Annotated in this window: 15 protein-coding genes; 9 read left to right on the top strand and 6 right to left on the bottom strand. The window is 66.1% G+C overall.

The genetic code is table 11. The features are described from left to right. Positions 1-43: 43 nt before the first annotated feature. The 7 genes from EPL01_RS09560 to EPL01_RS09530 all read left to right on the top strand — a co-directional run bounded on the left by EPL01_RS09560 (position 44) and on the right by EPL01_RS09530 (position 6,418). Complete coding sequence (locus EPL01_RS09560; protein WP_135825047.1) at positions 44-994, top strand: branched-chain amino acid ABC transporter permease; 951 nt, start codon at positions 44-46, stop codon at positions 992-994. Next, positions 994-1,887, top strand: coding sequence for a branched-chain amino acid ABC transporter permease (locus EPL01_RS09555; RefSeq protein WP_210424116.1), 894 nt, complete (start codon positions 994-996; stop codon positions 1,885-1,887). The genes EPL01_RS09560 and EPL01_RS09555 overlap by 1 nt, the downstream gene beginning before the upstream one ends. Further along, entirely contained in the window at positions 1,884-2,654 is a 771-nt protein-coding gene (locus EPL01_RS09550) for an ABC transporter ATP-binding protein (protein ID WP_135825046.1), read from the top strand. Before EPL01_RS09555 ends, EPL01_RS09550 begins: the two co-directional genes overlap by 4 nt. Positions 2,655-2,679: 25 nt before the next feature. Beyond that, positions 2,680-3,387 carry an ABC transporter ATP-binding protein gene (locus EPL01_RS09545; RefSeq protein ID WP_135825045.1) on the top strand — a complete coding sequence of 236 codons (708 nt, stop codon included), beginning with the start codon at positions 2,680-2,682 and terminating at the stop codon, positions 3,385-3,387. 105 nt (positions 3,388-3,492) lie between these two features. Next, complete coding sequence (locus EPL01_RS09540; RefSeq protein ID WP_135825044.1) at positions 3,493-3,771, top strand: DUF7521 family protein; 279 nt, start codon at positions 3,493-3,495, stop codon at positions 3,769-3,771. Between the two features lie 602 nt (positions 3,772-4,373). After that, positions 4,374-5,168 (top strand): HpcH/HpaI aldolase family protein, encoded by a 795-nt coding sequence (locus EPL01_RS09535; protein WP_135825043.1) that lies wholly within the window; start codon positions 4,374-4,376, stop codon positions 5,166-5,168. Continuing rightward, positions 5,165-6,418, top strand: a complete 1,254-nt coding sequence (locus EPL01_RS09530) for a threonine synthase (protein WP_135825042.1) — start codon at positions 5,165-5,167, stop codon at positions 6,416-6,418. The genes EPL01_RS09535 and EPL01_RS09530 overlap by 4 nt, the downstream gene beginning before the upstream one ends. Here EPL01_RS09530 and EPL01_RS09525 read toward each other — a convergent pair. Next, on the bottom strand, positions 6,415-6,666 hold the full coding sequence (locus EPL01_RS09525) for a CDGSH iron-sulfur domain-containing protein (protein ID WP_135825041.1): 252 nt from the start codon (positions 6,664-6,666) through the stop codon (positions 6,415-6,417). The two genes, EPL01_RS09530 and EPL01_RS09525, sit on opposite strands and share 4 nt — an antisense overlap. Positions 6,667-6,706: 40 nt before the next feature. Beyond that, positions 6,707-8,038: an oxidoreductase gene (locus EPL01_RS09520; protein WP_210424115.1), complete on the bottom strand. Its 1,332-nt coding sequence runs from the start codon at positions 8,036-8,038 to the stop codon at positions 6,707-6,709. A 460-nt stretch (positions 8,039-8,498) separates the two neighbouring features. Here EPL01_RS09520 and EPL01_RS09515 point away from each other — a divergent pair, with 460 nt between their 5' ends. After that, the gene (locus EPL01_RS09515) at positions 8,499-8,978 is read left to right on the top strand and encodes a cation:proton antiporter regulatory subunit (RefSeq protein ID WP_135825039.1); all 480 of its coding nucleotides are present in this window, start codon (positions 8,499-8,501) and stop codon (positions 8,976-8,978) included. After that, entirely contained in the window at positions 8,978-10,165 is a 1,188-nt protein-coding gene (locus EPL01_RS09510) for a cation:proton antiporter (protein ID WP_135825038.1), read from the top strand. The genes EPL01_RS09515 and EPL01_RS09510 overlap by 1 nt, the downstream gene beginning before the upstream one ends. Before the next feature lie 17 nt (positions 10,166-10,182). Here EPL01_RS09510 and EPL01_RS09505 read toward each other — a convergent pair whose 3' ends face one another. The 4 genes from EPL01_RS09505 to EPL01_RS09490 all read right to left on the bottom strand — a co-directional run. Beyond that, positions 10,183-10,740 (bottom strand): thioredoxin family protein, encoded by a 558-nt coding sequence (locus tag EPL01_RS09505; RefSeq protein ID WP_168215855.1) that lies wholly within the window; start codon positions 10,738-10,740, stop codon positions 10,183-10,185. Between the two features lie 108 nt (positions 10,741-10,848). Next, entirely contained in the window at positions 10,849-11,850 is a 1,002-nt protein-coding gene (locus EPL01_RS09500) for a glutathione S-transferase family protein (protein ID WP_135825037.1), read from the bottom strand. 338 nt (positions 11,851-12,188) lie between these two features. Next, on the bottom strand, positions 12,189-12,911 hold the full coding sequence (locus EPL01_RS09495; RefSeq protein ID WP_135825036.1) for a helix-turn-helix domain-containing protein: 723 nt from the start codon (positions 12,909-12,911) through the stop codon (positions 12,189-12,191). A 187-nt stretch (positions 12,912-13,098) separates the two neighbouring features. Further along, the coding region (locus tag EPL01_RS09490) for an integrase core domain-containing protein (RefSeq protein ID WP_135824065.1) at positions 13,099-13,217 on the bottom strand (119 nt) is incomplete at its 5' end.

Raw genomic sequence — 13,217 nt, 5'->3', positions numbered from 1 at the left:
CAGACGGACTTCATCCTCGCCCTGAATCTCGGGGGGTGACCCGATGGCGGTAGGCGACCTCGCCCTGCTGGTAGCGACCATCATGGGCGTCTACTCCCTGCTCGCAATCGGCCTGAACATGCACTGGGGCGACACCGGCCTGCTCAACTTCGCCCACGCCGCGTTCTTCGCAATCGGGGCCTACACCTCCGCGATATTGACGACGCCGCCCGAGACCGGCCTGCTGGCGAACCGGACCGTGGGGGCGAGTTACCCCATCTTCGTCGGCCTCTTGGCGGGTGCCACTCTCGCGGCGGCGGCGGGCGTCCTCATCGCGGTCACGAGCGTCCGGTTGGAGGGCGACTATCTGGCCATGGTCACGCTGAGCTTCGCGGAACTCATCAGACTCGTCATCCACAACGAGGGGTGGCTGACCTCGGGCGCGCAGTCGCTGAAGGGCATCGAGCGCCCGCTGGAGGGGTCGGTGCCGATTCGCTACGACCTCTTCTACTTCCTGCTGGTCTTGGGGGTGGTCGCGGGGAGCTACCTCCTGTTCCGCCGACTCGCGGGCAGTCCCTTCGGCCGGGTCCTCCACGCGGTCCGCGAGGACGAGGAGGTCCCCCTCGCTCTGGGCAAGGACACGACGTGGTTCAAGCTCAAGTCGTTCGGCCTCGGGGCGGCCATCGCGGGCCTCGCTGGCGGCCTGTGGGCGCACTACGTCTACGCCATCACGCCGAACATGTTCCTACCGAGCCTGACGTTCACGATTTGGGCCGCGGTCATCATCGGCGGCGCGGGGAGCTACCTCGGCGCAATCGTGGGCACCGCCTTCATCGTCGGCATCCGGCAGGTCACGCGGTTCGTCCCGAGCGACGTGCCCTTCGCCAGCGACCTGCCGTACATCCGACTGGTCGTCATCGGCGTCCTCCTCATCGCGGTGCTGTACTACCGGCCCTACGGCCTGCTTGGCGACGAGGAGCGAATGCTCGCGGGCAGCGAGGAGGGGGCCGACTGATGGCGGGGTTCGACCCGCAGTTCGTCATGGCCGCCTTCGACCCGCAGTTCCTCTGGAACGGACTCGTCGTCGGGAGCATCATCGCGGTCGCGGCCCTCGGCCTGACGCTCATCTTCGGCATCCTCAACTTCATCAACATCGCCTACGGCGACTACATGGCGGTCGGGGCCTACTTCGCGTTCGCGGCAAACACCCAGTACGACCTGCCCATCGTGGTCGCGGCGCTAATCGGCATGGTCGTGATGGCGGTCGGCGCGCTCGTCGTGGACAAGCTCGTCTTCGAGCGGTTCCGGTCCAGAAGCGCCATCGTCCTGCTGGTGGTCTCCATCGGCGTGGCGTTCGTCCTCCGGAACCTGATTCGCATCGTCTGGGGGACCGGGAGCAGGCGCTTCTCGGGGCCAATCGAGGCCGCGCCCCAGTTCTTCGGGATTCGGGTGCTGCCGGACCAAGTCGCCATCGTCGTCATCAGCGTCGCCATCCTCGGGGGGACCTATCTTCTGTTGCGGCGGACCAGAATCGGCATCGCCATGCGCGCGGCGTCCGACGACACCGACCTCGCGCGAATCCGGGGCATCGACACCGAGCGCCTCGTGACCTACGTCTGGTTGGTCGGCGGCGCGATTGCGGGAATCGCGGGCATCCTGCTGGGACTCGACGCTCAAATCCGGCCGAACATGGGCTTCACCGCGCTCATCCCCATCTTCGCCGCGGTCATCCTCGGGGGCATCGGCGACCCAATCGGCGCGGTCGCTGGCGGCTACGCCATCGGGATTACCCAGGAACTCAGCGTCGTCGTCATCCCCACCGAGTACAAGCCAGCCATCGGCCTGCTGTTGCTCATCATCGGCCTGCTGTCGAAACCGGAGGGCATCTTCGGGGAGGCGACCAGATGACCGACCCCATCCTCCGCGCGGAGGGCCTCCGGAAGTCCTTCGGCGGACTCCTCGCGGTGGACGACGCCACCTTCGAGGTCGAGGAGGGCACCATCGCGGGCCTCATCGGGCCGAACGGGGCGGGCAAGTCCACGACGTTCAACCTCCTGTCGGGGTTCTACGGGGCCGACGCGGGCGAAGTGATTTTCGAGGGCGAACACGTCGAGGGCCTCTCGCCCGACGAGCGCGCCCAGCGCGGCATGATTCGGACCTTCCAAATCACCCGCGAGCTGACCGGGATGAAGGTCATGGCGAACATGCTGTTGGCCGCCCAAGACCACCCCGGCGAGACGGTCGTCGGCGCGCTGGCGAATACGGGGTCGGTCGAGTCCCGCGAGGAGCAGGCCCGAGAGCGCGCCGAGGACTTGCTCAAGTTCCTCGAACTCTGGGAGTTGCGCGAGGAGTACGCGGGCAACCTCTCGGGCGGCCAGCGCAAACTGCTGGAGTTGGGCCGGGCGCTGATGGCCGACCCGGACCTGCTGTTGCTCGACGAGCCGATGGCCGGGGTGAACCCGGACCTGACCGACCGGCTCCTCTCGCGCATCGACGACCTCCAGTCGGAGGAGGGCATGACCTTCGTCATCGTGGAACACGACATGGACGTCATCATGTCGGTCAGCGACAAGATAATCGGGATGCACAACGGGCAGGTGCTGTCGGTCGGCACGCCCGAGGAGGTCAAGTCCGACGAGAAGATGCTGGAAGCCTATCTGGGGGGTTCGGTGTGAGAGTCGCTCGTTCGGGGGGAGCAGCGTGAGCCTGCTCGAAGTCTCGAACGTCGAGAGCGGCTACGGCGACGTGCTGGTCCTCCACGGCGTCGATTTGACGGTCGAAGACGGCGAGATGGTCTCGGTCATCGGGCCGAACGGTGCGGGCAAGTCCACGCTCCTGAAGACCGTCGCGGGCCTCCTCGAAGCCAGAACCGGCACGGTCGAGTTCGCCGGGGAGGACATCACCGACACGCCCGCCGAGGAAATCATCTACCACGGCATCTGCTACGTGCCCCAGACGACCAACATCTTCGGCAACCTCACCGTCATCGAGAACCTGAAGATGGGCGCGTGGGCGCTGGAGGACGCCGCGTTCGAGGACCGAGTCGAGCGCGTCTACGAGCGATTCCCGGTGCTGGAAGACCGACCCAACCAGCGCGCCGAGACGATGAGCGGCGGGCAACAGCAGATGCTGGCGATGGGTGCGGCGCTAATGTTAGACCCCGACCTGCTGATTCTGGACGAACCCAGCGCGGGCCTCGCGCCCCGACTCATCGACGACGTGTTCGAGAAGATACGCGACATCAACGACTCGGGGACCGCGGTGCTGATGGTCGAGCAGAACGCCCGGCGCGCGCTCCGGGAGGCCGACCGCGGCGTGGTTCTGGAGCTGGGACAGGACCGCTTCGAGGGAACCGGCGAGGAACTCCTCGACTCCGAGGAGATCGCGGAGCTGTATCTGGGGTCGTGATTTCGGCCCAGACGGTCGAACGACTGACCATTTTCAGTCCGATTCTCCGGTTTGATAACGGGCTTCAGCTTTAAATTGCTGGCATGTGATTAGTCACGTACCCAAATGCTACCGATGGAAGTCGCCTACGTCGCCCTCAGCGCGGCACTCGTTGTCGCCGGGCTGGCGCTCGTCGCGCTCGCGGCCCGGGCCTATCTCGAGACCGAACACCGCTCGATGCTCCTGCTGGCGGTCGGTTTCTCGTTCGTGGTCGCCGCGGCCGTGGCAACGACGTTCAGCGCGTTCGTCAACGATTTCGCGGGGAGCAGGATTCTGCTGACGGTGAATTATGCGGTGACGACGCTCGGGTACGTGTTTATTATCGTGAGTGTTCGAGCGCAGTAGGAGATTTGGGGGTGTGAGTTTTTGGGAGCGGAATTTCGAGACTATGGAACTATTATTTATTTTCTCTGGCGCGCGCGAGTAACGCGCGTGAGGGACGAGTGAGGCTTCGGAAGACGAGCGACGCGAGTCTTCCGGAGCGAACGAGGAGGTTGGGGAGGACGAGGTGCGGTAACTCCTAGGCTTCGGGAGTAGCTAGCTTCGATGCACTTCTGTCGGGAGCTAGCCTCGATGCAATCTCTGTTGGGAGTGGCTTCGTTTCATCTTTATCGGGATTTTCTTCGCCGCATCTCTGTCGAGAGTAGCTAGCTATTGCCGAAGCCTAGGCGTCACCGCAACCGCACCGCCCCGCAACCGCGGGCCACACCCTCCCCAACCGATTGCGTTGCTCGTCGCTACGCTCCTGTGCTACTCATCCCTCGCGCGGAAAGGCGCGACGCATGAACGCGTCGCGCCAGCGCGCGCCACGGTGGATTTCTCAATCCTTAACAATACTTAGATTGCTTTAGAAAATTCTAAAATTACTAAAACAAACACAAAACCACGTCTCCTATCGTTCTGCCGTCTCGGAAACCTACTTGCCGCCCGGCGTCCACGCTGTACTCATGACAGAGATGCCGAGATTCAAGCGACGCCTCAGAGACGGCGACCCCGTGACCGGCCAGTGGCTCTCGGTCGGTCACCCGGCGGTCGCGGAGGTCTGCGCCCGGGAGGCCGATTTCGCGGTCGTGGACACCGAACACGCGCCGACTGACCTCGAAAGCGTGGCGAACGTGGCCCGGGCGGTCGAGGCCGCGGGCGACGGTGACGCGGCGGGCGACGGCGAGACGGCGCTCCTCGCTCGCGTGGCGTGGAACGACCCCGTGCGAATCAAGCGCGTGCTGGACACCGGCGTTTCCGGTGTCTTGGTCCCGATGGTCGAGTCCGCCGAGGAGGCCCGCGAGGCGGTCGAAGCGGTGCGCTACCCGCCGGAGGGCGTCCGGGGCATCGCGGGGTCGCGGGGCAACGACTACGGCCGAAATCTCGCCGAACAGGTCGAGGACGGCGGCAATCACCTCGTCACCGTCGTCCAAATCGAGACCGAGGAGGCCGTCGAGAACGCCGGGGCCATCGCGGCGGTCGAGGGCGTGGACGCCCTGCTGGTCGGCCCGGCGGACCTCTCGGGGTCGCTGGGCGTCTTCGGCGAGTACGCCGGAGAGACCTTCCGCGAGGCGGTCGAATCGGTCCTCGACCGCGCTCACGACGCCGACACTCCGGTCGGCACGCTGGCGACCAGCGACGACGAAATCCGCCGCTGGGCCGAGTACGGCTACGACTACCAAATCGTCGGCGTGGACGCGGGCTACCTCGCCGCCGGGGCCGAGCGCGCCCGGTCGGTCTACGACGAGGAGATGGGATGAGTAATCTCGTCTGCTACCGGTGCGGCGCGACCGCTACCTTCCCCGACCGCAAGCGATGCGAGTGCGGGGAACCGCTCTGGTTCGACACCGAGGAGTCCGCAAGCAGGTTTTCGTGGCCGGATTCGGGAACTGGCGTCTGGCGCTACGCCGACCTCCTCCCGGTCGGGTCTTCCGACCGGACGAAACCGCCCGGCGGCGTCGCTGCCGCCGCCGGAGCCACCCCGCTCGTCCGCGCCGCCAACCTCGACGAGAGCGCGGGCTGTCGCCTCTGGCTCAAAGACGAGAGCGAGAACCCCACGGGGAGCTTCAAGGACCGCGGGAGCGCCGTCGGCGCGGCGTGGGCCGCCCGAGCCGGAAAGCGGTGGCTCGGCACCGTCTCGCACGGAAACATGGCGATGAGCGTCGCCGCCAACGCGGCCGGAATCGACGTGAACACCGGAAACACCGGCGATTCCGACCGCGAGGAGGAAGGTGACGGCCTAAACGCGCTCGTTCTCGTCCCCGAGGATATCTCCGGCGAGCGCCTCGCGGCCATCGCGCAGTACAGTCCCGAGGTCCTGCGCGTCTCGGGCGACTACGGCCGACTCTATTACGAGACCCTCGCCGCGGACTCGCCGGTCGAGTTCGTCAACAGCGACACGCCGCTCCGGGTCGCGGGCCAGAAGACCACCGCGCTCGAAATCTGCGAGGCCTTCTCCCCGACCGCACCCGACGCCATCGTCCTGCCCGTCTCCAGCGGGGGCCACGCCAGCGCGACGTGGAAGGCCCTGCGAGAACTCCGCGCGGCGGGCCTCCTCGACGCCGACCTCCCGCGGCTCTACTTCGTGCAGGCCGCGGCCTGCGACCCCATCGCCGAGGCTTACCGCGAGGAGGCCGAGGACGTGACCAAAACCGAGCAGTCCGAATCGACCGTCGCCTACTCCATCGCCAACGCCGACCCGCCGAGCGGCACCCGGGCGCTCACCGCGGCCAGAGCGACCGGCGGCGCGGTCCTCTCGGTGCCCGACGACGAGATTCTCGACGCCAAGGCAGATTTGGCCCGGAAGGCGGGCTTCTGCGTCGAACCGGCCTCGGCGACCACGCTCGCCGGGATTCGCCGACTCGCCGACTCGGGCGAACTCGACCCGGACGACGAGGTGGTCGCGGTGCTGACCGGGACCGGCTTCCGAGAACTCGACGCCGACGGCGAGAAACCCGAGGCGGTCGAACTCGCCGACTTACCCGACCACCTCCGGGCGCTCGCCGATTAACTTTTCTCGCTCTCGTCCGCAAAGACGATGTCCTCGATTTCGCGGCGCTCGCCCTCCGGGTCGTCGTCCTCGTACTTGTAGCGCACTCCGGACTCCTCGTCCTCGGTGGCTTGGTGCGAGCCGTCGCAGAAGGGGTAGTTCTCCGAGAGACCGCAGAGACAGACCGCGATGTTGCCTTTCTCGTCGTCCAAGTCGCTCTCGTCCAGTTTGAGGGGACCGGTCGCGTCGTGGGTGACTTCGCGGGCCATGCCTCGCGGTAGGGGACGGGGCGTTGTAACCCTTCGTCCGTCACTCTCGCTCCCGGTCGTAGGCTCCCTCCCGAATCAGCTCCCCGCGCTCGGCCATGACCTCGGGGGTCCGACAGACCCCGTTCGCGCCGGTCACCTGCGGGACGGTGCAGTTGTTGCAGTTCTCGCAGACGGCCTCGACTCCGCCGGAATCTCCGGAACTGTCGGCGTCGAGCAGTCGGGCGGGCAGCCTCGGCTCGGCGTAGAAGGGCCGAGCCATCCCAATCGCGTCGCAGGCCGGTGGAGAACCATCGGCCCCGAGGAGGCGGTCCATCTGCTCACGAGAGCGAATCCCGCCCTCCAGCAGGACCGGCACCGAGACGCGCTCTCGGACTCGGCGCGCGAGGTCGGCGTTCCACGCGGGTTCGAAGTCGTACTCGAACGCCTCGATTCGGTTCGCAAGGGCGACCAGCGCGGCCTTCCACCGGCTTCCGAACGCCGAGACGTAGCCCTCGCGGAAGTTCGGGTCGCGCCACGCTCGGTCGGGGAACCGCCCGCGGACGATGCTCATGTCCCAGAACGTCGAGACCCGGACGGGGACCAGCGCGTCGTAGCCGATGCGGTCGAGGCGGGTCGAGATTTCCACCGCGTCGTCGGCCGAGAGCGTCGGCCGGACGCCCGGCGGGGCCTCGGTCTCGGCGGGCACTTTGGCGATAATCGGCAGGTCGCCCGCCCGGTCTCGAATCTCGTCGTAGACCACCTCGAAGAAGCGCACGCCGTCGTCGAACTCGTCGTCCCGGCGGTTGTAGAACGGCGAGAGGAACTGCTGGAGGAGGCCCATGTTCGCCCCCGCGAGGTGGATGCCGTCGTAGCCCGCGTCGGCGGCGTTGGCCGCGCCGCGACCGAAATCCGCCGCGAGGTCGTAGACCTCCTCGGTCGAGAGGACGTGCGCGTCGAAGTCCAGAAAGCCGAGGCGGTCGGCGGCGCGGAGCGGCCACGGCGGCCGCGAGACGGCGAGTTGGCGTAGATTCGGGTTCGCACGGCGATATTCGGCGTGCCACGTCTCCATGCTCCGGAGGCCGCCGGTGTCGAGTTGCGCGAAGATGCGCCCGCCGTGGCTGTTGATGGCCTCGGGGACCGACGACAGGCTCGCGGTGAACTCGGGGTCCGACACGGGGGTCATCGCTGGCGCGACCCGGCCGCCCTCCTCGCGTATCGGGGCCGCGCCTTGGCAAATCAGCCCCGCGCCTGCTTCTGCGGCGGGTTCGAGTTCGTCGATGAGAGCGTCCGCGGCATCGGGTCCCTCTCCGGCGCACTCCAGCAGCGGCGCGCGGTAGAGCCGGTTCGATAGCTCGACGCCGCCGATTTCGAGCGGAGCTTCGAGTTCGGGCACGTTGGAGTCTGGTGTTCGACGGTTCGGGGGGTAAAGTGTTTGGTCGATGTGAGTGCTTTCGTCGGGTGTTTTCGCCTTCGGACGTTCTCGCTCACCCGTCATGACTCACTCAACGGTCTTCGGTGAGTTCGGTCGTGGCAGTAAACGCCTCTGAAGCGCCCGGCCCCTTCATCCCGCCCGGTGGTCTGGTCGGCCCAGCGTTCGCCGGTGGTCTGACTGGCCCAGCGTCCGCGCGTGGACTCCTCGGCCGGGCGCTCGACGACCAATTTCGGCTCTCTTGCGGACCGCTGTCGCCTCCAAGAATCATTTTAAATTCTTAAGACTGTATATAGTTTGCTTTAGTGAATGATTATATTTTCCAATCAAAACACCTATGACCTCGCGCATCTAATTTTACATTAGAAGTAAAGATGAAATAAACCGGTGCTTTTTTCTTGTCGTCTCTCCCGTATCGCGGACCATGACGGTCTACGAGACGGACGTGCCGGGTGTCGGGCGGAAGTTCGAGTACGAACTCGACGGCGACGACCGTCTCGTGGTTCTCATCCACCACGACGGCAAGCGCGAGGTGTTCCGGCGTCGGTCCGCCGAGGCCGACAGCGAGAAGCTCTTCGAACTCTCCGACCGGCAGGCCCGCGAGTTCGGCACCCTGCTGGAGGGGGCGTACTTCCAGCCGGTCGATTTGGACCGGATTCAGGTCCCGCTCGGCGACGAAATCATCCAGTGGCACGACCTTCCCCCGGACTCCTCGCTGGTCGGCCAGTCGCTGAGCGACTGCGGCATCCGCCAGCAGACCGGCACCTCGATACTTGCCGTCCAGCGCGACGGCGAGACTGTCGCCAACCCCAACCCCGACTTCGAGTTCGAAGCTGGCGACGTGGTCGTGGCGCTCGGTACCCGCGCCGAGCACCAGACGCTCGCGGACCTCGTCGCCGACTGATGGCGGAAATCCTGGTCGAACTCGGCGTCGCGTTTCTCGCGCTCGGACTCGCCGGGGCGCTGGCGGCCCGCGTGGACCAGTCGGTCATCCCGGCGTACATCCTCGCCGGGGTCGTCGTCGGCCCGAACGCGCCCCGGTCGGTCGGCCCGGTGGACCTGACGCTGGTCTCGCAGTCCCAAATCCTCGGCGTGGGTGCCGAACTCGGCGTCATCTTTCTCCTCTTTTTCCTCGGGCTGGAGTTCAGCCCCGAGCGACTGCTGGCCCGACCGACGCGACTCCTCGGCGTCGGCGCGACCGACTTCGTGGTCAACTTCGGCGTCGGACTGGGGGTGGCCGCGCTGTTCGGCTTCCCGTGGCTGACCGGCCTTTTCCTCGCCAGCATCGTCTACATCTCCTCCAGCGCGGTCGTCACGAAAGCCTTGGTCGAGCGCGGGTGGGTCGCCGACCCCGAGAGCGACGTAATTTTGGGGACGCTGGTCTTCGAGGACCTGCTCATCGCGGTCATCCTCTCGATTCTGACCGCGGTCGCACTCGGCGGTGGCGGCGCGATGGCCGTCCTCTCGTCGGTCGGGACCGCGGCCGCCTTCCTGCTGGCGCTGGCGGCCGTCGCGGCCTACGGCACGCCCTACGTCGAGCGCATGCTCTCGGTGGACGCCGACGAACTCTTCCTGCTGTTCGCGGTCGGCACCACCACGCTGGTCGCTGGCGAGGCGCTCGTCCTCGGCGTCAGCGAGGCGGTCGCGGCCTTCTTCGTCGGCATCGCCTTCGGCCAGACCGACCACGAACACCGACTGGAGGCCGTGGTCGGCCCGACCCGCGACCTCTTCGCCGCGATTTTTTTCTTCTCCATCGGACTCACGACCGACGTGACCGCCTTCCTCGACGTGTCGGTCCTCCTCGCTGTCGCCGTGGTGGCGACCGCGGTCTCGAAAGTCGCCAGCGGCGTCGCCGGGGGCCTGTTCTACGGCCTGAGCAGACGCCGGTCGCTCCGGGTCGGCGTCGGACTGGTCCCGCGAGGAGAGTTCTCGCTGGTCGTGGCCTCGCTGGCGACGACCGCTGGCGCGTCCATGGCACGCACCGACGAACTCGCTACCTTCACGGTGGGCTACGTCCTCGTGATGAGCGTCCTCGGCACGGTGGCGATGCGGTACGCCGACGAGGCGACGGCGTTCGTCGGCGGGAAGTAGGACAGCAAATAGACGGCTTACTTCCACTTGATTGAGCAACCCCGCGAGGGCATGAACTCCAAGTCCACGTCCTCACCCGCCAGCACCGCGTCGATGGCGTCCCGGATGTAGATTTCGGTCGGTTCGTCGTCGGGATTCAGCGCGTCGTCGAGGCGACCGTGGTAGGCGAGGGTGAACGTGTCGCCACCGTTTCTGAGGAGGAAGGGGTCGGGCGTACACTCCGCGCCGTAGGCCTCGGCGACCTCTTGGGTCTCGTCGCGGAGGTAGGCGTCGTAGCGAATCGTGCCGTCCTCGACGTACTCGACCATCTTCTCGTAGGAGTCGTCGGGGTACTCCTCGGCGTCGTTGGGATTGACGCCGACGACCGCGGCGTCGTCGTACTCCGCCGCGATGTCGTTCAGGATGTCGAACTTGGCCTGTGCGTAAGGGCAGTGGTTGCACGTGAACACCAACAGCACGGCGTCGTAGTCGGCGAAATCTGCGAGCGTGTGGGTCTCGCCGTCGGTGCCCTCCAACTCGAAGTTCGGTACTGGTTCTCCGCGCTCCAGTTTCTCCGTGGACTCTTTCATGACCATGTGAGGAGATTCGCCGTCCGCGGAAAAATAGATTCGGGAGAGCGTCGCGCTCTCCTCGGGGTCCGTATCGCGCTTATCAGTTTACCCATCGCTGGGGGAGAAACGAAGCTACCGGGCCGAGGCTTCGACTCGCTCGGGCGGCTTGCCCGGTAGACGGTCTCTATCGTGCGGCTCCTCGAAGTCGAGTTTCGGCCCTTTCGGCACGATTTGCTTGGGGTTCAGGCTGGTGTGACTCCGGAAATAGTGGTGTTTGATGTGGTCGAGGTGGACCGTCTCGGCGACGCCGGGTGTCTGATAGAGGTCCCGGAGATAGGGCCACAAATTCTCGTAGTCCGAGAGTTGCCGAACATTGCACTTGAAGTGAGTGTGATAGACCGGGTCGAACCGGACCAGCGTGGTGAACATCGCCACGTCGGCCTCGGTGAGTCGGTCGCCGCAGAGGTACCGCCGGTCGGCGAGGAGTTCGTCGTAGCGGTCGAGCGCGTCGAACAGTTCGGTGACGGCCTGCTCGTAGGCCGCCTGATTCCCGGCGAATCCGGCGCGGTAGACCCCGTTGTTGATGGGGTCGTAGATGTCGTCGATGATTCGGTCCACGTCGTCGCGGTAGCCCTCGGGGTAGAGAGTCAGGTCCCTCCCCGCCACGTCTTGGAAGGCCGTGTCGAACATCCGCATAATCTCCTCGGACTCGTTGTTCACGATGGTCTCGCGCTCGGTGTCCCACAGCACGGGGACGGTGACTCGGCCGGTGTACTCGGGGTCGGCGGCGACGTAGGTCTCGCGGAGGTAGTCGAAGCCGTTGACGCGGTCCTCGGTGCATCCCTCCGTCTCCGGGCTGAACTCCCAGCCGTCGTTTTCGCGGTACGGGTCCACGACCGAGACGGAAATCGCGTCCTCCAGACCCTTCAGGCTCCGGAGGAGCAGCGTCCGGTGTGCCCACGGACAGGCGTGAGAGACGTAGAGGTGATAGCGACCGGCCTCGGCCGGGAACTCGGCGTCGGGGTCGTCCTCGACCCAATCTCTGAACGTCGTCTCCTGCCGGTCGAAGTTGCCCTCCTCGTCGGTGGATTCGTAGGCGTCGGTCCGCCACTCGCCGTCCACGAGCATGTTCATGACGGTCTAGGATGGGTCTCGAAGCCCAAAAGGGACGTTGCTCGCGGCAGTCCGGACCTGAAATAGATTTCAGCAAATTTCGAACAGTTGTGTCCGGCGCGCGCTGGCAGACCCTCGTGGTCTGCCATCGGCGTGCGAGGGATGAGTAGCGCAGGCCGGAGCGAAGCGGAGGCCGAGCAACGCAATCGGTTGGGGAGGGTGTGGCCCGCGGTCGCGGTGCGGGGCGGTCAACTCATATGAGTCGGGAATAGCTAGCTCTCTTCTATCTCCGTCTCCTTCGCCGACGGTCACGGGCGACCCTCTTCTCCCGATTTCCCGAACTCAGACGACCGACTCCCCTACTCTCCCGGTTCGCCGACGAAACTCCTCACCAGTTCCGCCTCCGCCCGGCGCAGTCGGTACGACAGCGTCGAGCGCGGCACGTCCAACTCCTCGGCCAGGTCCTCGACGGTAATCTCGCGGGGCGTCTCGTAGTAGCCGCGCTCAACCGCGGCGGCCATCGCCTCGTAGTGAGTGTAGGGGAGCGCGGGCCGACCGCTGTAGGCCGAGAGCCACGCCGACTCGTCGGTGACCTGCTGGAGGTCGAACCAGATACCCTCGCCCGCCTCGGCCTGAATCGCGTCGGAGAACGCGCCCAAGTTGGCGTCGCTCGGCAGGAGGACGTGCCACTCGTAGCGCGGGCCGCGGCGCTCGGTGGCGAACAGGACGCCCGGCCCGACGTACTCCAGCGCGAGGTGGGGTATCGACGCGCACTCGCCGGTTCGCTGCCAACTCGTGAACAGGATGCGCGTCGAGGGGTCCCGGTGTAGGACCTCGCTCCGGAACTCCGTCGCGCACTCCGCGGCCCCGAAACAGTCGGCCGCGTGGCCCGCCTCGGCGAACGCGAGTTCGGCCTCCTCCAGCGCCTCGGCGGGACCGGTGAGCCGGTCCACCCGCCAGCAGTAGTCGGAGGTGACAGTACACGCTAGCGAGTGACCGTAGAGGTCCGGATGCTCGCGGAAGACCTCGGCCACCGCGTCGGCCCCGGCCTGGTATTCCAACGCGAACGAAACGGCGCGCATACCTCGTCTTCGGCCTCCGACAAGTTAGCGTCCGGGGTGGAGGCGGTTTTGGATAGTCGAGGTTGCGTCCGGAATCGTCAGGGGCGCGAGTCTGACGTCCGACGGTGTTCGGACGAGGTGGACAGAGCGCGTTCGATATATCATATCACTTCTCTGCAACACTACTATATTTCTCTAGAGGCACTGTCTAGTTACGCACCTCCTGAATCGGGGTGCGTCCATCGAGTGCTTGATGCGGTCGTTGTGCGTTATAATAATGGGTGAACTGTACAAGCCACTCGCGGGCGCTTTGCTGACTGCCCACCC

Origin of the sequence: Halorussus ruber, from assembly GCF_004765785.1 — an archaeon.
GTDB classification, from domain to species: Archaea; Halobacteriota; Halobacteria; order Halobacteriales; family Haladaptataceae; genus Halorussus; species Halorussus ruber.
The sequence above is the reverse complement of the archived record's forward strand: the minus strand, read 5'-3'. Positions and strand labels throughout refer to the sequence as shown.